The sequence below is a fragment of the Alysiella filiformis genome (assembly GCF_014054525.1).
GTDB lineage: Bacteria > Pseudomonadota > Gammaproteobacteria > Burkholderiales > Neisseriaceae > Simonsiella > Simonsiella filiformis.
In genome coordinates this window covers 59,786-82,018 of record NZ_CP059564.1, presented here as the reverse complement: position 1 = coordinate 82,018, position 22,233 = coordinate 59,786, and the positions used below count along the sequence as shown (strand labels likewise).

General features: G+C 45.6%; 18 protein-coding genes and 1 pseudogene. 7 read left to right on the top strand and 12 right to left on the bottom strand.

All coding sequences use genetic code 11. From position 1 onward, the window contains the following. Positions 1–485: 485 nt before the first annotated feature. The 5 genes from H3L97_RS00480 to H3L97_RS00460 all read right to left on the bottom strand — a co-directional run bounded on the left by H3L97_RS00480 (position 486) and on the right by H3L97_RS00460 (position 8,043). Entirely contained in the window at positions 486–2,978 is a 2,493-nt protein-coding gene (locus H3L97_RS00480; protein ID WP_097113995.1) for a glycogen/starch/alpha-glucan phosphorylase, read from the bottom strand. A 70-nt stretch (positions 2,979–3,048) separates the two neighbouring features. Further along, positions 3,049–4,458, bottom strand: a complete 1,410-nt coding sequence (gene glgA / locus H3L97_RS00475; protein WP_097113996.1) for a glycogen synthase GlgA — start codon at positions 4,456–4,458, stop codon at positions 3,049–3,051. Positions 4,459–4,548: 90 nt separating this feature from the next. Continuing rightward, positions 4,549–4,968: a hypothetical protein gene (locus H3L97_RS00470; RefSeq protein ID WP_097113997.1), complete on the bottom strand. Its 420-nt coding sequence runs from the start codon at positions 4,966–4,968 to the stop codon at positions 4,549–4,551. A 172-nt stretch (positions 4,969–5,140) separates the two neighbouring features. Next, the gene (gene glgC / locus H3L97_RS00465) at positions 5,141–6,457 is read right to left on the bottom strand and encodes a glucose-1-phosphate adenylyltransferase (RefSeq protein WP_097113998.1); all 1,317 of its coding nucleotides are present in this window, start codon (positions 6,455–6,457) and stop codon (positions 5,141–5,143) included. Between the two features lie 263 nt (positions 6,458–6,720). Then, entirely contained in the window at positions 6,721–8,043 is a 1,323-nt protein-coding gene (locus H3L97_RS00460; protein WP_224446334.1) for a patatin-like phospholipase family protein, read from the bottom strand. Between the two features lie 92 nt (positions 8,044–8,135). Here H3L97_RS00460 and H3L97_RS00455 point away from each other — a divergent pair, with 92 nt between their 5' ends. Continuing rightward, entirely contained in the window at positions 8,136–8,330 is a 195-nt protein-coding gene (locus H3L97_RS00455) for a hypothetical protein (protein WP_097113999.1), read from the top strand. Between the two features lie 27 nt (positions 8,331–8,357). Here the strand turns inward: H3L97_RS00455 and glgB are convergent. Then, a pseudogene (glgB, locus tag H3L97_RS00450) lies at positions 8,358–10,619 on the bottom strand (1,4-alpha-glucan branching protein GlgB); the annotation flags it as partial. Between the two features lie 355 nt (positions 10,620–10,974). Between glgB and H3L97_RS12120 the strand changes: the two are divergent. Then, on the top strand, positions 10,975–11,292 hold the full coding sequence (locus tag H3L97_RS12120; RefSeq protein ID WP_143269117.1) for a hypothetical protein: 318 nt from the start codon (positions 10,975–10,977) through the stop codon (positions 11,290–11,292). Then, positions 11,232–11,537: a hypothetical protein gene (locus H3L97_RS00440; RefSeq protein ID WP_182073079.1), complete on the top strand. Its 306-nt coding sequence runs from the start codon at positions 11,232–11,234 to the stop codon at positions 11,535–11,537. The genes H3L97_RS12120 and H3L97_RS00440 overlap by 61 nt, the downstream gene beginning before the upstream one ends. Before the next feature lie 7 nt (positions 11,538–11,544). Here the strand turns inward: H3L97_RS00440 and H3L97_RS00435 are convergent, their stop codons facing one another. From H3L97_RS00435 to ispD, 5 genes are all read right to left on the bottom strand, one after another. Then, positions 11,545–12,336: a Cof-type HAD-IIB family hydrolase gene (locus tag H3L97_RS00435; protein WP_097114003.1), complete on the bottom strand. Its 792-nt coding sequence runs from the start codon at positions 12,334–12,336 to the stop codon at positions 11,545–11,547. 70 nt (positions 12,337–12,406) lie between these two features. Continuing rightward, a complete protein-coding gene (gene rpiA / locus H3L97_RS00430) occupies positions 12,407–13,075 on the bottom strand; it encodes a ribose-5-phosphate isomerase RpiA (protein WP_097114004.1) in 669 nt (222 codons plus the stop codon). Between the two features lie 38 nt (positions 13,076–13,113). Continuing rightward, the gene (gene ispF / locus H3L97_RS00425) at positions 13,114–13,593 is read right to left on the bottom strand and encodes a 2-C-methyl-D-erythritol 2,4-cyclodiphosphate synthase (RefSeq protein WP_097114005.1); all 480 of its coding nucleotides are present in this window, start codon (positions 13,591–13,593) and stop codon (positions 13,114–13,116) included. Positions 13,594–13,609: 16 nt separating this feature from the next. Beyond that, complete coding sequence (locus tag H3L97_RS00420) at positions 13,610–13,984, bottom strand: hypothetical protein (protein WP_097114006.1); 375 nt, start codon at positions 13,982–13,984, stop codon at positions 13,610–13,612. Positions 13,985–14,023: 39 nt separating this feature from the next. Continuing rightward, positions 14,024–14,716, bottom strand: coding sequence for a 2-C-methyl-D-erythritol 4-phosphate cytidylyltransferase (gene ispD, locus H3L97_RS00415; RefSeq protein ID WP_097114007.1), 693 nt, complete (start codon positions 14,714–14,716; stop codon positions 14,024–14,026). Positions 14,717–14,856: 140 nt separating this feature from the next. Between ispD and H3L97_RS00410 the strand changes: the two genes are divergently transcribed. Further along, the gene (locus H3L97_RS00410; RefSeq protein ID WP_097114008.1) at positions 14,857–16,341 is read left to right on the top strand and encodes a DUF2130 domain-containing protein; all 1,485 of its coding nucleotides are present in this window, start codon (positions 14,857–14,859) and stop codon (positions 16,339–16,341) included. 73 nt (positions 16,342–16,414) lie between these two features. Here the strand turns inward: H3L97_RS00410 and H3L97_RS00405 are convergent, their stop codons facing one another. Beyond that, complete coding sequence (locus tag H3L97_RS00405) at positions 16,415–17,929, bottom strand: polyamine aminopropyltransferase (protein WP_097114009.1); 1,515 nt, start codon at positions 17,927–17,929, stop codon at positions 16,415–16,417. A 352-nt stretch (positions 17,930–18,281) separates the two neighbouring features. Here H3L97_RS00405 and H3L97_RS00400 point away from each other — a divergent pair, with 352 nt between their 5' ends. The 3 genes from H3L97_RS00400 (at position 18,282) to H3L97_RS00390 (ending at position 22,121) form a co-directional block, all read left to right on the top strand. Beyond that, positions 18,282–19,655, top strand: coding sequence for a tyrosine phenol-lyase (locus H3L97_RS00400; protein WP_097114011.1), 1,374 nt, complete (start codon positions 18,282–18,284; stop codon positions 19,653–19,655). 174 nt (positions 19,656–19,829) lie between these two features. After that, positions 19,830–21,056, top strand: a complete 1,227-nt coding sequence (locus tag H3L97_RS00395) for an aromatic amino acid transporter (RefSeq protein WP_097114012.1) — start codon at positions 19,830–19,832, stop codon at positions 21,054–21,056. A gap of 135 nt (positions 21,057–21,191) precedes the next feature. Then, positions 21,192–22,121, top strand: a complete 930-nt coding sequence (locus H3L97_RS00390) for a transporter substrate-binding domain-containing protein (protein WP_097114013.1) — start codon at positions 21,192–21,194, stop codon at positions 22,119–22,121. Positions 22,122–22,233 lie beyond the last annotated feature (112 nt).

Genomic DNA, 22,233 nt, shown 5'->3' with positions numbered 1-22,233 from the left:
AAATCCGCCCCTACGTCTTTCACATCTGTCCTGTTTAGACTTGCAGAAATTTTTATTTTTATCAATAACGTGAACTCGGGATAAGTCACTGTCAATTTGCCAACAAACCTGCCCTCTCTCCCTATGGGAAAGCGTTGGAGAGAGGGCTTGTTGAGCAGCATACCCTCTCCCCAGCCCTCTCCCACAGGGAGAGGGAGCAAAGTGACTTAAATTGATTAATCACTTTTATCCCGAAATCGCGTTATCAATAAATTGAAAAAAGGGCAGATATGAAATCTGTCCCCTACGAACCGAGTTTTGCAAGGGTTTCAGCCTGAAAAGATTAAACCATTGAATAAAATGGAAGTAAGCTTTGTTTTTTGATTTATTTGGCTTACTTTTTAAAAAGTAAGTCGCTCGCGCGGCGACAGAGCGCAAATCCCAACACACACCATTTTATTTTTTGTAGGGTAGCGAAAGGCTGCCTGAAACCCACTTCAAATCCATTAAGCCAAACGCGGCAATTCCTGTTCCGACACAGGCTCAATGCGCCAAATCTCACGGCAATAATCTTCAATAGAACGGTCGGACGAGAAATAACCCATATTCGCCATATTAACCAATGCCGCACGATACCATTTTTCAGGCTGGCGATACAATTTGTCCACTTGCGCCTGCGCGTTCACATAGCTGCGGAAATCCGCATAACGTTGAAATTCATCGCGATTGTGCATCAATTTGTGGTAGCGATGTGGCTCATCGGGCGAAAACGCACCTTGCGCGATTTGATTGACCACTTGCGCCAATTCAGGGTCATTGTCAATAAAATCATAGGGATTGTAACCGTTGCGATACAGCGTTTGCACCTGCTCTACCGTGTTGCCAAAAATGAAAATGTTTTCCGCGCCAACGTGTTGCAAAATTTCCACGTTTGCACCGTCCAAAGTGCCAATGGTTAAAGCCCCGTTGAGCGCAAATTTCATGTTGCTCGTGCCAGAGGCTTCCTTGCCCGCCAGCGAAATTTGTTCCGACAAATCCGCCGCAGGAATAATCAATTCCGCCAAACTCACGCTGTAATTGGGGATAAACACCACCTTAATCAAATCGCGCACACGTTCATCGTGGTTGATGAAATAGGCAATGTCATTGATTAAACGAATGGTTTGTTTTGCTTCGTTATAGGACGATGCCGCCTTGCCCGCCAAAATGAACACACGAGGCTGCCAATCGGCATTCGGGTTATTCAAAATTTGGTTGTAGCGATGCACAATGTGCAACACATTCATAGACTGGCGTTTGTAGGCATGAATGCGCTTAATTTGCACGTCAAACAAAGCGTTTGGGTTAATCGTGATGTTCATTTCGCGCTGAATGTACTCCGCCAAACGCACTTTGGCAGCGTGTTTCACATTGGCAAATTCGTTTTGAATGTCTTTGTTGTCCACCAATTTGTTTAATTGATTCAACTGATTCAAATCGGTCAGCCAGCCTGAACCGCCCAAATGCTTGTCCAAAAAACGCGCCAATTTCGGATTGGCAACCGCAATCCAACGGCGTGGTGTAACACCATTGGTTACATTGGTAAAACGCTCGGGGAACAAAGCCGCAAAATCCGCAAACAAGGACGAAACCATTAAATCAGAATGGATTTTCGCCACACCATTGACTTTGTGAGACGCAATCACAGCCAGCCAAGCCATGCGTACTTGGCGTTGTTCGCCCTCTTCAATAATGGAAACGCGGCGAATGAAATCGTCATCGTAGCCTTGTGGACGCACCACGTTTTCAATGAAATGATGATTGATTTTGTAGATGATGTCCAAATGACGCGGCAACAGTTGCGCCATCATGTCCACCGACCATTTTTCCAAAGCCTCGCTCATTAAAGTGTGGTTGGTGTAGGAGAAGATTTTTTGGCACATCGCCCACGCTTGGTCAAAGGGCAGATAGTAATCATCAATCAAAATCCGCATCAATTCGGGAATCGCCAACACGGGGTGGGTGTCGTTAAGGTGAATTGCCACGTCTTCGGGCAGGGTGTGTATGCTGTCGTAGCGGCACAAATGTCGCGCAATGATGTCCTGCACCGATGCGGAAACCAAGAAATATTCTTGTTTTAAACGCAATTCTCGCCCTACCGCAGTCGCATCATTCGGATAAAGCACGTTGGCGATGGTTTCATTTTTCATTTGCGCTTCCATAGACGAGAAATAATCGCCTTCGTTAAAGCTCGCCAAATTGAACAAATCGCCCGTGTGTGCCGTCCACAAACGCAAAGGATTGGCAATTTGTCCACCAAACGCAGGCACAATTTCATCGTAAGCCACCGCATTGATTTGCTCGGCAGGCTTCCAGCGCGGTGGGTAATGAGAAGTGTCCAAAGTGCCACCAAACGACACAGGGAAACGCTTGGCAGGACGCGCAAACTGCCATGCCATGCCGTTGTCCAGCCACAAATCGGGTTTTTCAATTTGTTTGCCGTCCACAATTTCTTGTTTGAACATGCCGTATTGGTAACGAATGCCGTAGCCCACCGCAGGCACGCGCAAAGTTGCCAATGAATCCAAAAAACAGGCTGCCAAACGCCCCAAACCGCCATTGCCCAAAGCGGGGTCGGCTTCTTGTTCGCTGATGTCGGCTAAATTCAAGCCCAATTCTTTGAATGCTTGCTCAAATGCGCCATATAAGTCTTGGTTAATCAATGAGTTGGTAAAAGCGCGCCCCATCAAAAATTCCATAGACAAATAATACACGGTGCGTTTTTTGAATTTTTCGTGGATTTGTCGGGTGGAGAGGAAGTTTTCGGTACTCAAATCACGCGCGGCGAACATGGCGGCATTGAGCCAATCGGCTGGTGTCGCGTCTTTGGGGTCTATGCCCAAAATGAAAATCAGTTTGTAAACAATGGATTTGCGTACCAATTCGGCATCGGGTTTGGGGTTGATGTAGTCGTAGGTGGTCAGCAGGTTTTTTGCTGCTGTGGGGGTGGTTTTTGCCATAAATACCTCTGGTTTGAATGAAATAAAATGTTGTTTTTTGTTGAAAATGGCTTTTCAGGCTGCCTGAAAATCAAGCGTAAATCGCGCGATAGGCTTGTGCAGCGCGTTGCCAACCGTAATCTTGTTGCATGGCATTGGCGCAGTATTTTGACCACAAAGCCTTGTTTTGCCAAGTGTTTAAGGCTGCCTGAAAACACGCGCTCAAATCGTCCACATTGGCGTGTTCAAACACAAAGCCCGTTTCGCCATGCGCCACCGTGTCCGCCAAACCGCCCGTTTTGCGTACCAAAGGCAAAGTGCCGTATTTCAAGCCATACAGTTGCGTCAAACCGCAAGGCTCAAAACGGCTCGGCACGGCAATCACATCGCCGCCGCCCACCAAACGGTGTGCCAATTTTTCATCATAACCAATGTGTACGCCCACTTGTTGCGGATACTGTTGCGCCAAGTCATTGAATGCACGTTCCAATTCGGGTGAACCGCTTCCCAAAAGCGCAAATTGCAAATGCGGATTTTCAGGCAGCAAACGGTGCAAACTCGCCCACAACAAATCCGCGCCTTTTTGCTCGGTCAAACGCGATACCATGACGGTCAAAAGGTTTGCCGCATTTTCATTTAAGCCGAAATGTTTTTGCAAAGCCAGTTTGTTGTTTGATTTTAAATGAAATTGTTGCAAATCATAATTTTGTGGGATATTCGGGTCGCTGATGGGATTCCAGATTTGCGCGTCCACACCGTTTAAAATGCCGCTTAATTTGCCTTGCATTTGGCGGTGTCGCAGTAAACCGCCCATGCCGTATGAACCCAAATCGCCTGTGATTTCATGGGCATAGCTGGGGCTGACGGTGGTAATGTGGTCGGCATAATACAAGCCTGATTTTAAAAACGATAATTGTCCATAAAATTCAGCACCTTCGGCTTGCAGCACCCATTCAGGCAGCCACAAATCGCGCCAATGATGGGGGTAAAAACAGCCCTGATAGGCAATATTGTGAATGGTAAACACGCTTTTCACATCGCGCCTGTGCCACGCGGTTAAATAGGCAGGGGCAAGACCCGCTTGCCAATCGTGGGCGTGCAACACATCGGCTTTGCCCCAAAGTGGGTCTATGCCCGTGGCAATGGCGGCAGCCGCCCAGCCCAAAATGCCGAAACGAATCACATTATCGGCATAATCTTGATAAAATTCATTGTGATAGGGATTGCCGTGTCGGTCGTAAAGATGGGGCGCATCAATCAAATACAAGCCTATGCCCTGAAATTCGGCATAGCGAATCACAACATAGCCGCCAAACGTATCGCGCCGCGCCACTTCTGCTGTAAACGGCAATTTTTGTCTCACATCATGGTAATAGGGCAAAACCACGCGAACATCATCGCCATTTTGCTGTTGCGCCAAAGGCAATGCGCCCAGCACGTCAGCCAATCCACCTGTTTTGATTAAAGGATAAAGCTCGGAGGTGGCGTGTAAGATTTTCATTATTCAAATCCTTGTTGATTAAATATTTTATTGGGGGAAGTGTTTTCAGGCTGCCTGAAAATGGTTTACGAATGGACAAATGCTTGCATTTCATTTTTTCATATCAATCATTGCCAAAAACAGTAAATATAAACCGCAAGTGTAACTCATGCCCTGCATAAATTGTTGTGCGAGCTGGCTGTGGAAACAGTAAGTGCCGCAGACCCATGATGTGTTTTCCGCAATCCATGTTATCCATATCATAAAAATACCGATTGTCCAAAGCAATAATCGGCTGAAAAACAGTTGCTTATTTTCAAGAATGCCTTTCAAATCAAAAAAGACGATGTATTTTTGTGGCTTTAAATGGGAACGGTACATTTTGTATATGCACATCGCCAAGCAGACAAATGCAATGATAAGCAACTGATATTTAAAATGAAACAGCAAAAACACCACATTCAAAATAAAAGGATAATGCCATAAGTAACGATTGAGTAAGTTATTGATTATATTTCTATCATTCATCATAAAAATCAATATTTTGCTGGGAAAGGCTTTCAGGCTGCCTGAAATATTTTTTGGAAAAGAAACCGTTCGGCATGAACTTATTTGGCTTACTTTTTTAAAAAGTCGCCGAAGGCAAAAACTTTGATGGTGTCCTGTACCGTAAGGCAGCCTGAAAACCCCATTTCTCAAAAAATCAAATCATGGGTTCTTGCTGCGATTGGGCGCGTTCCGATTCTGCCCATTTTTCCAATATGGTGGGCGTAATCAAAGTAACCTTGCCGCTTGAACTCACGCGGAAACCACGCGCTTTATCGTGTTCTTTGTCCATGCCAATTACCATGCCGTCTGGGATTTGGCATTTGCGTTCCACAATGCAATTTTGCAAACGGCAATTTTTGCCAATTTGCACATCGGGCAAAATCACGGCTTGATGAATGGACGAACCGTCTTTCACTTCAATGTTGTCAAACAACACGCTTTCGGTAATGGTGGCATTGGTAATCAAACAACCCCCTGCAATCAAGGAGTTATCCAAAAGATGTTTGCCGCGCTCATCGTTGAAAAACTTGGTGGGCATGGATTGTGTGGGCAAGCCGCGTATTGCCCAATCGCGGTCAAACAAATTCAAATGCGGTTGTGCCGTTACCAAATCCATGTGGGTTTGCCAATAGCTGTCCAAAGTGCCAACATCGCGCCAATAGGCTACGCCCTCGTTGGTGCGCCCTTTGCACGATTTTTCAAAGGGGTGGGCATACAACACGCCTTCGTGCATGGCGCGTGGCATCAGGTGTTTGCCAAAATCCAAATCTTTCTTTTCGCCTTTGTTGATTTCGTCTTCCAAAACATGGGTTAAATAATCAAAATCAAACACATAAATGCCCATTGATGCCATTGAAGTATCGGGTTTTTCGCGCATGGTGGGTGGGTCTTGCGGTTTTTCCACAAAGGCTTGTACTTGCAGTTTGTCGTTTACCGCCATAATGCCAAATTCGCGGGCTTCTTCTTTTTTCACTTCAATGCTGCCGACTGTGCAACGTGCGCCACTTTGGATGTGTTCTTGAATCATCTTCATATAATCCATTTTGTAAATGTGGTCGCCAGCCAAAATCAGCACATATTTGGGGCGATAATGTTCTTTCATAATGGGCAGATTTTGCCACACCGCGTCTGCCGTGCCGCGATACCACATGTCTTCGCCCATTTGCTGACGTGCAGGCAGCATGTCCACAAACTGACCGCGTTCGCGTGGCAAAAATGACCAAGCGTGTTGCAAGTGGCGCAACAGGCTGTGTGCCTCATATTGGGTAATCACGCCAATGCGCAACAGATTGGAATTTAAGCAATTAGACAGCGTAAAATCAATAATGCGCCAATTCCCGCCAAAATAAACGGCAGGTTTGGCGCGTTGGTCGGTCATTTCGTGCAAACGCGAACCGCGTCCGCCAGCCAAAATCAGCACAAGGGTTTTGCTGGCAATATCGTTGGGGGATTGGGTTTGTGGGGTATTCATGGCTGCACTCCGAAATTTTGCAAATCAAAAACAAAAATTAACAAAACGATAACACACAATCATAACACTTTGCCGAAAAAGGCATAATCCCCTTTACCAATTTTGAATGCCGCATTCAATTATTTTGATGTGGCGATGGGTTTCAGGCTGCCTGAAAATTTTTTATGCGCAACACATTACCCCTACAAAGTTGAGCACCTGCGTTCATCGTATTCGTAAAATAATGGGTCAAATCAAGCCTTTCATCTTGCGAACACGGGTGCTTATTTCATCTCACGCAATAATTTATCAAATTCTTGATTTTGTTTGAGTAAAATGCGTGCCGATTGTTTCAAAATATTCACATCGCTGTGCGGCAAATAAAATGAAGTGGGCAAATTCAAAGCCTTGCGCCGCAAATCGCCTTGTGGCAAATCCAGCAAATTCACGCTGATAAAATGAATGGGGATATTGGGATTTTGTTTGCGCCACGCTTGGGTGAATGCGTCCATGCGTTTGAGCGATTCTTGTGAGTTTTGGTCTATGGGAATGTTGATAATCGCCGACATCACATCGCCAAATTGTGGCACATTGGCGGTGTGGCTGATGGTATTGTCCACCTGATTTTGTGCGTTTACATTGATGAAAATCAATCGTTTAAAGCGATTTTCTTGCAGGCGTTGAATCACTTCCTGCCCCAAGGCTGAATCGGTTAAATCCAACACGCCACGCATACCCAAATTGTCGGTTAAGCCACCGTCCAGCAGGTGAATATAGGGTCGGTTTTGGCTGTCGTTGTATAAATCTATACGGTTTTTCAAGCTTTTATCGGCATAGCTTTGGTGCGATTGGTTTAATTTTGGGGGGAGGGTGTAGGCGCAATTACCGCCATGATTGTTTAACACGATGGGCGAAAACACAAACGGCACGGCACTGGACGCGGCAACCGCCCGCGCAATTTTCAAATCGGATAAATTCAAACACAAAACATCAAAGTTTTCTTGAATAAAATCAATGCGATTACCTAACGCCATATCGGTTGCGCTGATAACGGCAAATGGGCGGTTGGCGCGATTTTTTGCCAAATCGCCAAACGTGGTATTGCCAAATAGGGTGTTTTCCAGTTGCTCTTGCAACAAATCGCTGCGCCCAAATTGTGCCGATGCCAAACGTGGCATATTCGCAAACGATAAAGCCTGTTTGGTAATAAGGTGTTGGAAGTTTTGTTTCAGAAATTTTTGTTCAAAACGGGGTATGGTTTCTGCGCCGTGTAGGGCGTAATAGGCTGCCAACACGCTGCCGCCCGACACGCCATAAACCACATCGGCTGCTTGAACCAAATCGGTTTTTTGTCCGTTGATGTGTATGGGGTGTTGTTGTAAAGTTTCAAGCACGCCATAGCCCAGCGCGGCTGCGCGTGTGCCGCCACCTGAAAACATCATGACGATGAGGGTATCGTCTTTCAGGCTGCCTGAAACGGCATTTTCAAAGCGATAACCTTGCGTTTTATCAATGTGGTCTAGGGTTTGGGTGGGCTGAAATTGCACCAGCGAACACGCCGACAAAATCATTAGGGCAAACCATGTTGTGATTTTTTTCAACATCATTTTCAATTATTTATTAAAAAACAAACCCAGATTTTAACATACATACATCAGTGTCTGTTAAAATTTTGTTGTTTTATTTCAGGATAATTTTCATGCGAATTTACAGCCACATTGTTTGCCCCAAATGCCGTTTTTTGTACTGCCACCATATCGCGCCACAGCAATTATTGTGCAGCCAATGCCTGTATCAATGGCAGGAACAGCCGCGACCATGGATACGCCACGCCACTTGGCTCAATGGCAAAATGGTGCAAAATCCAAATGTGAAAGACAAAAATCCCCAATGATTCATCATCAGGCAGCCTGAAAACCCCTTACTTGCCCTTTTTCATTTTGCCGATGGGTTTGGGAGCCGATTGTGCCAATTTGGTGGCTGGGTGTGCCGATTTGTTGGGCGCAATTTGCTTGCTTTTTGGGCAAGATAAATACACGGTTGCCAATGGTGGCAAAGTCAAACTCAAAGAATGTTTTTTGCCATGCGATTCAAGGTTTTCCGTTTTCAGGCTGCCTGAAAGTTGAATTTCGCTGCCACAAAAATCATCATCATCTGAATTTAAAATCACTTCATATTCGCCCGCCACATTCACGCCAAAACGGTAATTTTCGCGCACCACAGGCGTAAAATTGCTGATGACAATCAAACGGTTGCCTTCACGGTCTTGCCGCTCAAACACAAAAACCGAATTTTCCGCATCGTCCGCCACCAGCCACGCAAAGCCATCGCGCCATTGGTCAAGTTGATAAAGCGGCGTATGTGTTTGATAAACATGATTTAATTTTTTCACAAAATCCTGTACGCCCTTGTGCCATTTGCCGCCATGTTCGGGTTCAAGCAAATGCCAATCAAGGCTGCCTGAAAAATCCCACTCGCGCCCCTGTGCAAACTCATTGCCCATAAACAGCAATTTTTTGCCAGGATAGCCATACATAAAGCCATAATATGCCCGCAAATTGGCAAATTTCTGCCAACAATCGCCCGCCATTTTGCCCAACAGCGAAGCCTTGCCATGCACCACCTCGTCATGCGACAAAGGCAAAATGTAATTTTCGCTGTATTGATACATCATGCCAAAAGTCATCAAATTGTGGTGGTGTTTGCGATGAATGGAGTCTTCTTTCATGTAACGCAGCGTGTCGTTCATCCAACCCATATTCCATTTGTATTGAAAATTCAAGCCTTCCGACTTGGTTACATTGGGGAAGGCGGTGGATTCCTCCGCCATGCCCACCGCGTGCAGATTTTGCGCTTGCAACATGGTGTTGGTTTCTTTTAAAAATTCAATGGCTTCCAGATTTTCACGCCCACCGAAACGATTGGGAATCCACTCGCCATCTTTGCGCGAATAATCGCGGTACACCATAGACGCGACCGCGTCCACGCGCAAGCCATCAAAGCCAAAATATTCTATCCAATACAATGCGTTACCTGTTAAAAAATTGCGGACTTCATTGCGCCCAAAATTGTAAATCAGCGTGTTCCAATCTTGGTGATAGCCCTCGCGTGGGTCTTGGTGTTCGTACAATGCCGTGCCGTCAAATTGGATTAAGCCGTGCTCATCGGTGGGAAAATGCCCCACAACCCAGTCTAAAATCACCGAAATGCCCTTATCGTGCGCCTTTTGCACCAAAAATTGCAATTCTTGCGGTGAACCAAAACGGCTGGTTGGCGCATACAAACCCGTTGCCTGATAGCCCCACGAACCGTCAAACGGGTATTCTGAAATCGGCAACAATTCAATGTGGGTAAACCCCATTTCTTTTACATAATCAATCAGTTGCTCTGCCAATTCGGTGTAAGTGAGCCACGCATTGTCCGCTTTTCTGCGCCACGAACCCAAATGCACTTCGTAAATGCAAATGGGGGCATCTATGGCATTGTTTTTTTGGCGAAATTGGGGTACGGGCATTTTTTCAGGCAGCCCGCGCAACACAGACGCGGTGGTGGGGCGCAATTCGGTGGCAAAAGCATAAGGGTCTGATTTGACTCGGATATTGCCATTTTTGTCCCGAATTTCAAATTTGTAGAGGGCATTGAATGGCACATGCGGAATGAAAATCTCCCACACGCCCGTGTCGTGGTGGCGGCGCATCACATGAACGCGCCCGTCCCAATCGTTGAATTCGCCAATCACGGAAACGCGCTGGGCATTGGGCGACCAAACGGCAAAATACGCGCCTTGTATCCCATTGATTTCACGCAAATGTGCGCCCAATTTTTCGTAGGGGCGCAAATGTTTGCCCTGCGCCAACAGCCAATGGTCGGTGTCGCCCAAAAAGCTGCCAAAACGGTAGGGGTCTTCTTGAATAATGGTTTGATTATTTTGGATAATTTGCAATAAATAGGGATTGCTGTCGGTTGGGCTTTCAGGCAGCCTGCACGCCCACAAACCGCGCTCATCGATTTTTTCCATTTTACAAACAATGCTTTGGCTATTGCGCGACAACACGCTCACCGCCTGTGCCTGTGGCAGCAGGGCGCGTATCACTTCGCCTGTGCCTTCTATTTTGTGTTGCCCCAAATAGGCAAACACATCGCCATGTGATGATTGAAATAGGTCATTGATTATTTTGCGTTCTTTTGCATTTGGCGTGGGGTAGGAAAGGGTGGGCATGGGTTTTATCTCATCAAAAAATGAAATCGTGATTTTAACGAATATTAAGAATCTGCGTTCATAATCTTAATGGTTTGCTTTGTATTCGCAAGAATTGTCAATCAAATCAAGTCATCAATTTGACGAACACAGGTTCTAAGTCAATTTAATGATTTGGGAAATGTTGATTTTGCCTTATTTAAGAATGATTGTGATAAAATTTCTTATTTGATTGGGTTTGTATTGATTTGAAAGGAAAATTTGATGAATAAAATGCTTTTGGCTTGTGCAACGGTGGTTTCTTTGGCTGCCTGCAATGCAAGTGGCAATGAACATGCCCATGCGCATATTGCTTTTGTCGGCACAAAATGTTTTGCATAATGAATTTGGAAAATATTCAAAAAATCAAATAGATGAAGTAAAAAATGCAAATTGGCTGACCCTTATCAAAACCAATCGCAAAATGGACGTGAATGGCACGGTGGACAAAGTGGATTTTGATGCCTACGCCAAAGCGGTGGGCAGACAAAAAACCACCCAGCCTTTGATGGCATGGATTTATCCACAGGCGAGAACAATTTGTTTGGCGATGCCAATGTGGATAAAAAGCATTTTACCGAATTTGGCGCGACACACAGCACGGTTTCAGGCAGCCTGAAAGCCGACCCCCACATTGTGAAAATGATGAACGCGATGAATTTTCAATCCAAAACAAAATATTACCGCATTCGTCATGGCGTGAACGACCGCGATACGTCTTTGGCGATTCCTGCTTTGCTTGCGCTCAAATTGCAAAATGAAAACAAAGATGTGGATTTCAGTTTACCTTGGGGGCAGGGGCATGGTGGCGATGATGATTTAGATGAATTGTTTGCGTGGGCAAAACGCATTACCAGCAATTAAATTATTTTTAATCAATGATTTGTAAATCCACCAAGGCACGATAAATGCCATCATCATCAATATTCGGGGCAATGTAATCGGCAATGGCTTTGAGTTCAGGCTCGGCATTGCCCATTGCCACGCCCAAATGCACGGCTTGAATCATGTCCACATCGTTCAAGCCATCGCCAAATGCCATAGTATCTTGAATTTTCAATGACAATTTGTCCAAAGCCGCCAAAATGCCACGCGCTTTGGAGCCGTTTTTGTCCAAAATGTCCACACCAAATTCATGCCAACGGATTGTTTTCACGTTGGGGGGCAACAGGGCTTCAATTTGGGCAGACAAAGCCGCAGGATAAAATCCAAGCATTTGATAAACATCGTATTTTTGATACGCCAGCGCGTCCACAAAATAGGGCAAATTCAAATCTTGCGCGGCTGCCTGAATGTGGGCATTGTTGCGCGACACGAAAATACCGTTGCGGCAAACAAAGGCGTAATCCACATTTTGTGATTGCAAGGCGGTGGCGATGTGTTCTATCCAATCGCGTGGCATGGCAAATGAAATCAGCTCTTTACCTTTAAATTCAATGTATTGCCCGTTTACGGAAATCAGCATTTCTATGCCGCATTCGGCGATGAGGGCGCGTATGCTTTCAGGCAGCACCGCCAAAGTCCGACCTGTGGCAATGGCGGTGATGATGCCGCGTTGATTCAGTTTTTGCAGGGCGAGCCGTGCGCTGTCGGGAACGCGGTTTTCGTTTTTCAAATACAGGGTTTGGTCTATGTCAAAAAAGGCGATTTTGGGTTGGAACATGGTGTTTTTCCTTAAAACAAAACTGCCTGAAAAGGGTTCAGGCAGCTTGGGTTGGTGATGAATGGGGCATTTAATGTGGCGTAATCAACTCAACCACACCATTTTCACGCGCCAAAATCAGCAAATCGGCAGGGCGTTCGGCAAATAAACCGTTTTCCACAATGCCTGTGATTTCATTTAATTGGCGTTCCATGGTCAAAGGTTGCGACAAATCCAAACCGCGCACGTCCACAATTTCATTGCCATGCAAAGATTTGAAACCAATACGCAATTCAGGCTGCCCACCCATTTTCACAATTTGGCGCGACACCATAGAACGTGCCATGCCCACCACTTCAAGCGGCAAAGGAAATTTGCCCAAACGCGACACATATTTGCTTTCATCGGCAATGCAAATGAATTTTTCCGATAATTTTGCCACGATTTTTTCAGGCAGGTGTGCGCCACCGCCACCTTTAATCATTTGCAGCGAATGGTTGATTTCATCGGCACCGTCAATGTACACCGCCAATTTCATCGCTTCGTTGGGGTGGATTTCGGGAATGCCATATTGCGCCATCAGTTCGGCACTTTTTTGTGATGTGGACACGGCACCTTTGATTTGTTTGCCGCTTTTGCCCAATGCTTCAATGAAAAAATTGACCGTGCTGCCTGTACCAATGCCAATGTATTCATTTTCAGGGACAAATTCCACCGCTTTTTCGGCTGCCAAGCGTTTCATTTCATCTTGTTTGGACATGATTTTTCCTTCAATATGGGTTTTAGCGTAGCTAAAAATCAAATTTCGCTTAATAAGACAATGGCTTGGGCTTCCATGCCTTCCATGCGACCCAAATAGCCCAATTTTTCATTGGTTTTCGCTTTCACGTTTACCGAATCAAGGGGCAAGCCCAAATCATCGGCAATGTTTTGGCGCATGGCATCAATGTGGGGGCGCAATTTGGGTTGTTGCGCGATGATGGTGCTGTCCACGTTGATGACTTGCCAGCCAGCCTGTTGCACCGCTTGATATGCCACACGCAGCAATTCGCGGCTGTTGGCATCTTTGTGTTCGGGGGCGGTGTCGGGGAAAAATTTGCCAATGTCGCCCAAAGCAGCCGCGCCCAAAAGCGCATCGGTAATGGCGTGCAGCAAAATGTCTGCGTCAGAATGCCCCAGCAAACCTTTTTCAAAATCAATGTGAACCCCACCCAAAATCAGGGGGCGATTTTCAACCAACTGGTGTACATCGTAACCTTGTCCTACGCGAATTTTCATTTTTATCTCTTTGATTTTATTGTTTGTTGTGTATGTGTTTGGGTTTGATTTTGCGGCGGGCTGCCTGAATTTTTTGTGCCACTTCATTGGCGGCTTCTTGCAGATTGTCTTTGGCTTCGCCGCGCACTTTGTCCATCATGTATTTGGCTTCGGATAAATGCGATTTGGGATACAAACGCCGATAAATCCGCAAGGCAAAAATATCTTGTTGCAGAAAAACCAATAACTTAAAATCGTCAAAACTTTCTTGCACATGGGGGTAGCCCAATTGTTTTTCTTGCTTGGCAAGCAAGCGGCGAATGATGAACCAAATAATCAGAAAAAACAACAAAAAACCCACCAAGGTGCCACTGACCACCGCGATGCCCAAATCTATTTCATTGATGTCCATTATCAAAATTGTCTTTCGGTGATTTCAGGCTGGCTGAAATCACATTTGCGTTAATAAAAATGCCACCAAAGCCGCATCGTCTGCGCGTGTGAGTTTGATGTTGCGGCTGTCGCCTTCCACCAGCATGGGCGATATGCCGAGTTGTTCCACCGCGCTGGCTTCATCGGTAATGTGGTTCAAATTCACGTTTGCCAAGGCGCGTTGCAACAAAGCTGCCTGAAATAATTGGGGCGTTTGCGCTTGCCACATGCCCACGCGCGATACGGTACGCGCAATGTGTTGGTGGGCATTTTGCTGTTTGAGCGTATCGGCAACAGGCAATGCCAAAATGCCGCCATTGTAGTTGTGTTCGGTGTGGTCAAGCAGGCGATTGAGTGCCGTTTGGGGCAAGCAACACCGTGCCGCATCGTGTACCAAAATGCTGTCGGACAAGGTGGCAATGCCCAAATCCACCAATTCATTCACGCCATTAAACACGCTTTGGGCGCGACTGCTGCCACCCACGCGATGTACGCTGCCATTGTGTGGCAGGTTAATCAGCACATCAAAATAGCTGTCATCGGGCGAAATGACCACGGCAATGTGGTCAATGCGCTCATTGGCGGCAAACACATCAAGGGTATGTTGCAAAACGGTTTTTTCGCCAATTTGAACATATTGTTTTGGCAATTCCGAACCGAATCGGCTGCCAATGCCTGCGGCAGGAATCAGGGCAATGCGGCGGGTGTTCATGTTTTTAGGAAATGGATTTTTTTAAAATTTAACGTTATTTTAACTGAAATAGACTGATTTTTAAATCATATTTTTTTGTTAAATGGCTTTTTCAGGCAGCCTTTTTTGTGAATAATACGAATTTTTGCGAGAAACACACCATGCACGACATCAAATGCCCCCATTGCCACACCGCCTTTACCATAGACGAAAACCACTATGCCGACATTCAAAATCAGGTTCGCACACGCGAATTTGAATTGGAATTGCAAAAACAAATCAAACAGTTGGAACAAAAATACCACAGCGATTTGCAATTACAACACGCCCAAAACCAACAGCATTTTCAGGCAGCCTTAAACGAAAAAGAACAGCACATTTTGCAGTTGAAAGCCGAAAGCCAACGCGATTTTCAGGCAGCCTTATCGGAAAAAGAGCAGCAAATCATTCATTTGCAAGCGCAAATTGCCAATCACGAAAGTGAAAGCCGCTTGGCAATGAACCAAGCCGAAACCGCATTAAAACAAGAAATTGCCGCCAAAAATGCCGAACTTCGCGCTTGGCAAGAAAAATTTGACAGCCAAATTGCCGCGCTCCAACAAAATTTGACGGCACAATTTGAACAAGAATTGATGAAAAAAGAGAATGAATTGCGTGAAATAAAGCAATTTTCTGAAAATAAATTGAATTTGCACAAAATGGAAACGCAAAACCTGTTGCTGGAAAATAAATCAGCAAAAGAACAAGAAATCAATCACTTAAAATCACAACTTGAATTGCAGAAAACCCAAAACGAGTTGGCAAAACAAAATTTGCAGCAACAATATGAAATGCAGCTCAAACAAAAAGATGAAGCCATTGAATTTTATCGAGATTTTAAAGCCAAACAATCCACCAAAATGCTGGGCGAAAGTTTGGAGCAGCATTGTGAAATTGTGTTCAACCAAATTCGGGCAACGGCTTTTCCCAATGCTTTGTTTCATAAGGATAATGACGCGCGTTCAGGCAGCAAAGGCGATTACATTTACCGTGAATTGGACGAAAATGGCACGGAAATCGTTTCCATTATGTTTGAAATGAAAAATGAAAACGATGCCACCGCCACCAAAAAGAAAAATGAACATTTTTTCAAAGAGTTGGACAAAGACCGCCGCGAAAAAAATTGTGAATATGCGGTGCTGGTGTCGCTGCTGGAAAACGATAACGACTTGTATAATAGCGGTATTGTGGACGTGTCGCACGAATACGAGAAAATGTATGTGATTCGTCCGCAGTTTTTCATTCCTTTGATTACGATTTTGCGTACAACTTCATTTAAGGCTTTGAAATACAAGCAGGAAATGCAAAAAATGAAAGCGCAAAACATTGACATCACCAATTTTGAAAATGAATTGGACGAGTTTAAAACCAATTTTTCGCGCAATTATGAATTGGCAAGCCGCAAGTTTCAGGCTGCCATTGAACATATTGATAAAAGTATCAAAGAGTTGGAAAAAACCAAAGCGGAATTGTTGTCGTCTGAGCGCAATTTGGAGCTGGCAAACCGCAAAGCCGATGATTTGACCGTGAAAAAACTCACACGCAAAAACCCAACCATGAAAGCGAAATTTGACGCATTGAAACAGCTTGATTTGAATGAGGAATGATTTTTTAGGTTGCCTGTAAACTGTTCCCTCCCCCGCAAGCAGGGGAGGGGGTAGGTTGGCAGCACGATAAAATTCAGCGTATCACTTCCGCCCAATCTTGCTCAAAATAGGCAACCAATTTTTGGTTGTTCAAATAATTGGGTTCCACATTGCGCCGTGCCATATCGGGTGGAAAATCAAACATTTGCCGCAAAGTGGTGGCGTTGAGAAAATGGCTGGGAACGTCCACTTTTTCAGGCAGCCTGAAATCGTTTTTCGCGCTTGCCAGCACAAAACCCCATTCGCCAAAACTGGGTACATAAGCGTGATAGGGCGCGGTGTGCAGCCCTGCCGCCTCCAAAGTCGCCACCACCGACCAATACGCATTGGGCGCAAAATAGGGCGAAGTGGATTGAATCACGATTTTGCCCCCTTCTGCCAAATGCCGTGCCGTCAAGCGATACATCGGCACGGAATACAGTTTGCCCAGCGCAAAATTGGACGGGTCGGGCAAATCCACAATCATCACATCAAATTTTTCTTGATTTTTTTCAAGCCATTGGGCGGCATCGTCATTGATAATCCGCATTTTGGGGTGGTTGAGCGCGTTTTGATTGAGCGCGGTCAATTTGGGGGCAGTCTGAAAGGTTTGGGTCATTTCAGGGTCTAGGTCAATCAGGGTAACGCTTTGAACTTGTGGGAATTTCAGCACTTCACGCGCTGCCAAGCCGTCTCCGCCACCCAAAATCAACACGCGCTGGTGTTGCGCTGCCATTTGCATGGCGGGAATGACCAACGCCTCGTGATAACGCTTTTCATCGCGCGATGAAAATTGCAAATTGCCGTTAATGTACAATCGGATATCGTCTTTCCATTGCGTTACCACCAAGCGTTGATAGGGCGAATGGCTTTCGTAAACCACAGGGTCGCCAAAATATTTCTGCTCTGCCGCAAACACCAAACGGTTGGCATACACAAATGCCAGCAACAACATCATCAAAACAAAATAAGCACGAAAATTCAATGATTTGAAATTGGGCAAATGCTGCCTGAAAACCCGTGCCGTCAGCCACGCCACCGCCGCATTGAGCAAACCAAACAGCAAAGCCGAACGCGCCATGCCCAATTTGGGCGCAAGCACAAGCGGAAACAACAACGATACCGCCAATGCCCCCAAATAATCAAAAGTCAAAACACGCGATACGATTTCTTTAAAATCAATATCTTGATGATTGAGTACGCGCATCACAAGCGGAATTTCCATGCCCACTATCGTGCCAATGATGAAAACCAGCGCGTAAAGCAAAGTGCGAAATGGCGCAGCCGCAAAACCAAACGCCACAAACAAAAACAAGGCAGAAATGCCACCCAATAAACCCACCAGCAATTCAATTTCTATGAACCGTGTGAGCGTGTCTTGGTCTGAAATGTAGCGCGTGATGTGCGCCCCAATCCCCATTGAAAACAAATACAAACCAATGATAAACGAATATTGAAAAATGCTGTCGCCCAACAAATAGCTTGCCAATGCCGCCATAATCAGCTCGTAAGCCAAACCGCAGCTTGCCACGATAAACACAGACAAAATCAGGGTGCGTGAAAATTTCATAAGCCGAAAAATCGCAAAAATAAACGCGATTTTAGCATTTTTCGCATTTCAGGCTGCCTGAAATGCAATGTAGCTCAATGTAGGCGAAAATGGCAAAAATCGTGCTGAATTTGCACCAATTTTGGCATTTTCAATGTGAAAATAAACCCATTTTGAAATTGATGATGGCGAAAAAAATTTTCATCTTTTTGATTTTTAAGATGATAAAAATATTGCAACGGTGTCGCTTTCAAGCATACAATTACTTAAATTTTGTTACCGAATGTAATTTTTGGTAAACGGTTTTTTCCCATTGTTCAGGCTGCCTGAACGTCCTTTTCTCATTTATTCAATCCTTTACAGGAGCTTTATCATGAGTCATTACCCAGCCGAACCGTACAAAATCAAAGCAGTTGAACCCATCGCCATGACCACGCGCGAGCAACGTCAAGAATACATGAAAAAAGCAGGTTACAACACGTTCTTGCTCAATTCTGCCGAAGTGTACATTGACTTGCTCACCGACAGCGGCACCACCGCCATGAGCGACAAACAATGGGCTGGCTTGATGATTGGCGATGAAGCCTATGCAGGCAGCCGCAATTTCCATCACTTGCAAGAAGTGATTCGTGAATATTATGGTTTCAAACACGTTGTGCCAACCCACCAAGGTCGTGGTGCAGAAAACCTGTTGTCCATGATTATGATTAAAGACGGTGATTATGTTCCCGGTAATATGTATTTCACCACCACACGCGCCCACCAAGAACGCAATGGCGCCACTTTTGTGGACATCATCATTGACGAAGCCCACGATTCACAAATTGAAATCCCCTTCAAAGGCAATATTGACCTGAACAAATTGCAAAAATTGATTGACGAAGTGGGCGCAGACAAAATCCCCTACATTTGTTTAGCCGTAACCGTGAATTTGGCTGGCGGTCAGCCCGTGAGCATGCAAAACATGCGTGAAGTGAAGGCATTGTGTTCTCAACATGGCATTAAAGTGATGTTTGACGCAACCCGTTGCGTGGAAAACGCCTATTTCATCAAAGAACGCGAAGCCGAATACAAAGACAAAACCATCGCCGAAATTTTGAAAGAAATGATGAGCTATGCAGACGGTTGCACCATGAGTGGCAAAAAAGACTGCTTGGTCAACATCGGTGGTTTCTTGTGTTTGAATGACGATGATTTGTATCAACAGGCTTGCGAATTGGTGGTGTTGTTTGAAGGCATGCCCTCTTACGGTGGCTTGGCTGGACGCGACATGGAAGCCATGGCGATTGGCATCAAAGAATCGGTGGATTTCCACTACATTGAACACCGCATTGCACAATGCCGTTATTTGGCAGACAAATTGACTGCCGCAGGTGTGCCGATTGTGAAACCCGTTGGCGGTCATGCGGTGTTTTTGGACGCGCGCGCTTTCTTGCCCCATGTGAGTCAAGAAGAATTCCCCGCGCAGGCTTTGGCGGCAGAATTGTACATTGAATCAGGCGTCCGCAGCATGGAGCGTGGTATTGTGTCGGCAGGGCGTGATAAAATCACGGGCGAAAACCACAAACCCAAATTGGAATTGGTGCGTTTGACCATTCCACGCCGCGTTTACACTTATGCTCATCTTGACCATGTTGCCGATGGCATCATCAAGTTGTATCAAAAACGCGACCAAATTAAGGGTTTGAATATGGTTTATGAACCGAAGTTGTTGCGTTTCTTTACTTCGCGTTTTGAGCCAAAATGATTGTTTTGATTGAATTAAATTGAAATGAATTTGGGAGCAGTTGGTTAAAATGTTGTGGCATAGACTGGCTGTTCCCTTTTTGTATCTGTATATTTGGGATTTTGGGGTGAAAATGGGTTTTCAGGCTGCCTGAAAAGCCCCCACCTTTAATTTGGACACAGGAGTGGCATCATCATGAACAAAAAATTGGGCAGTACATTATTGGTTGCTGGCACGATGATTGGTGCGGGTATGCTGGCAATGCCGCTGACTTCGGCTGGCATTGGTTTCACATGGACGGTGATTTTGTTATTGGCACTGTGGCTTTTGCTGACATACAGTGCCTTGTTGTTTGTGGAGGTGTTCCAAACCACCGATTCAGAGGCGAGCATTGGCACGTTGGCAGGACAATATTTTGGTAAATGGGGCAAAATTGTAACCAATATTGTGTTGTTGGTGTTTTTGTATGCTTTGTTGGCGGCATACATTGCGGGTGGTGGCGGCATTGTGGCGCAACAGGTGGCAAATTTGCAGGGTGTGGAAAGCGCAGGCGATGGCTTAAAAATTGTGTCGGCGGTGGTGTTTACCTTGATTTTTGGGGGATTTGTGGCGATTAGCACCAAAGTGGTGGACGCGGTAAACCGATTGTTGTTTGTGGCGATGTTGGTGGCGTTTGCTTTGGTGCTGGTGTTGATGTTGCCGAAATTGTCTTTGGGTTATTTGCTGGAAATGCCTTTGGATTATGCTTTGTTGGTTTCAGCCAGCCCTGTGTTTTTCACATCGTTTGGTTTTCACGGTTCGATTCACAGCTTAAACCGTTATTTGGAAGGCAATGTGGCGGCGTTGCGCGGTTCGGTGGTGATGGGTTCGTTGATTACTTTGGCGGGCTACATTGTGTGGCAACTGGCAACACATGGGGTTTTGAGCCAAGCCACTTTTACCGAAATCATCACACAAAAACCGAATTTGCAAGGTTTGGTGGAAGCGATTCGGGTGGTAACGGGCAGCAATGTGGTGGCTGGGGCGGTGGCGTTGTTTTCGGCATTGGCGTTGATTACTTCGTTTTTGGGCGTGGCATTGGGTTTGCTGGAATGTTTGGACGATTTGCTGGTTAAATCTTGCAATAAGCGTTTGAATCGTTTGGTTTTGTCTGTGATGACTTTTTTGCCATCGTTGTTGTTTGTGCTGTTTTACCCCGAAGGTTTCATTAAGGCTTTGGGTTATGCGGGGCAGATGTTTGCGTTTTATGCGGTGGTGCTGCCTGCGGCTTTGGCGTGGCAGGTTCGCAAAAAACACCCCAATTTGCCATATCGTGTGAAGGGGGGGTATGCTGCTTTGTTGGTGTCGGCGGTGTTGGGTTTGATTATTGTGCATGTGCCGTTTTTGATTAAATGGGATTGGTTGCCTGCGGTGATTGGTTAAAAAAGCGGTTTTCAGGCTGCCTGAAACAAAGTTCAGCGTAGCCAAAACCCATCTTAAAATAATCAAAAAATCTTTAGTAAACGGATAACATTATTTTACAATCATCTTTCCCTTTTACTTTTTTGGAGAACAATCATGTTGAAAAAACTGATGTTGAGTGCCAGCTTGGCGTTGATTTTATCTGCTTGCGGACAACAAAACGGCAGTGCCAGCGAACAAAAAACCAATCCGCCTGCTCTCAGCACAGCCAGTGCCGCGCAAGCCGATGGTGCAGCATCGCAAGCTGCCTCTGCTCCTGTTGCCCTTACAGGCAGCCTGATGGAAAAAATCAACAAAAAAGAAACCATTTTGGTTGGCACAATGGGTACTTACGCCCCCTTTTCCTATCACGAAAAGGACGGCACTTTAACAGGTTATGATGTGGAAGTAACCCGTGCCGTTGCCGCCAAATTGGGTGTGAAAGTGGAATTTAAAGAAACCCCATGGGACGCGATGATGGCAGGCTTAAAAGCAGGGCGTTTTGATTTGGTGGCAAACCAAGTTGCGCTCACATCGCCCGAACGCCAAGCCCAATTTGACAAAGCCGAACCATACAGTTGGAGCGGCAAAATGATAGTCGCGCGTAACGACCACGCCCCCATCGCCAAATTGGAAGACATCAAAGGCATGAAAACCACCGTGATGTTGGGTTCCAATTACGATGAAGTGGCGAAAAAAATGGGCGCAGATTTGGTGCATACCGACACCATGGCGCAAGGCTTGCTGAATGTGCAACAAAAACGCGCCGACATTACGCTCAATGACGAATTGTCGCTGCTGGATTATTTGAAGAAAAATCCTGACGCAGGTCTGAAATACGTTTGGCGTACCCCTGCCGAAGAAAAATTGGGCGCAGGCTTGGTGATGAACAAAGGCAATGATGAAGCCCTTGCCAAAATCAGCAGCGTGATGAACGAGTTGAAAGCAGACGGCACATTGAAAAAATTGGGCGAACAATTTTTTGGCGAAGATGTGAGTGTACGCCCCGATGTTGGCGCACAATCTGCCAGCGCAGAACAAAAATAATATTTTGATTTTTCAAATGTTTCAGGCTGCCTGAAAGCGCATTTTGGCTTTTCAGGCTGCCTGAAAATCATTTTGAATTTTTATCATATCTGTATTTTTTGCATGACCACTG

Coding starts and splice junctions, on each gene's coding strand:
- H3L97_RS00480 (WP_097113995.1), bottom strand. CDS start 2,978: ATGGCAAAAACCACCCCCACAGCAGCAAAAAACCTGCTGACCACCTAC.
- glgA (WP_097113996.1), bottom strand. CDS start 4,458: ATGAAAATCTTACACGCCACCTCCGAGCTTTATCCTTTAATCAAAACA.
- H3L97_RS00470 (WP_097113997.1), bottom strand. CDS start 4,968: ATGATGAATGATAGAAATATAATCAATAACTTACTCAATCGTTACTTA.
- glgC (WP_097113998.1), bottom strand. CDS start 6,457: ATGAATACCCCACAAACCCAATCCCCCAACGATATTGCCAGCAAAACC.
- H3L97_RS00460 (WP_224446334.1), bottom strand. CDS start 8,043: ATGATGTTGAAAAAAATCACAACATGGTTTGCCCTAATGATTTTGTCG.
- H3L97_RS00455 (WP_097113999.1), top strand. CDS start 8,136: ATGCGAATTTACAGCCACATTGTTTGCCCCAAATGCCGTTTTTTGTAC.
- H3L97_RS12120 (WP_143269117.1), top strand. CDS start 10,975: ATGCGCATATTGCTTTTGTCGGCACAAAATGTTTTGCATAATGAATTT.
- H3L97_RS00435 (WP_097114003.1), bottom strand. CDS start 12,336: ATGTTCCAACCCAAAATCGCCTTTTTTGACATAGACCAAACCCTGTAT.
- rpiA (WP_097114004.1), bottom strand. CDS start 13,075: ATGTCCAAACAAGATGAAATGAAACGCTTGGCAGCCGAAAAAGCGGTG.
- ispF (WP_097114005.1), bottom strand. CDS start 13,593: ATGAAAATTCGCGTAGGACAAGGTTACGATGTACACCAGTTGGTTGAA.
- H3L97_RS00420 (WP_097114006.1), bottom strand. CDS start 13,984: ATGGACATCAATGAAATAGATTTGGGCATCGCGGTGGTCAGTGGCACC.
- ispD (WP_097114007.1), bottom strand. CDS start 14,716: ATGAACACCCGCCGCATTGCCCTGATTCCTGCCGCAGGCATTGGCAGC.
- H3L97_RS00410 (WP_097114008.1), top strand. CDS start 14,857: ATGCACGACATCAAATGCCCCCATTGCCACACCGCCTTTACCATAGAC.
- H3L97_RS00405 (WP_097114009.1), bottom strand. CDS start 17,929: ATGAAATTTTCACGCACCCTGATTTTGTCTGTGTTTATCGTGGCAAGC.
- H3L97_RS00400 (WP_097114011.1), top strand. CDS start 18,282: ATGAGTCATTACCCAGCCGAACCGTACAAAATCAAAGCAGTTGAACCC.
- H3L97_RS00395 (WP_097114012.1), top strand. CDS start 19,830: ATGAACAAAAAATTGGGCAGTACATTATTGGTTGCTGGCACGATGATT.
- H3L97_RS00390 (WP_097114013.1), top strand. CDS start 21,192: ATGTTGAAAAAACTGATGTTGAGTGCCAGCTTGGCGTTGATTTTATCT.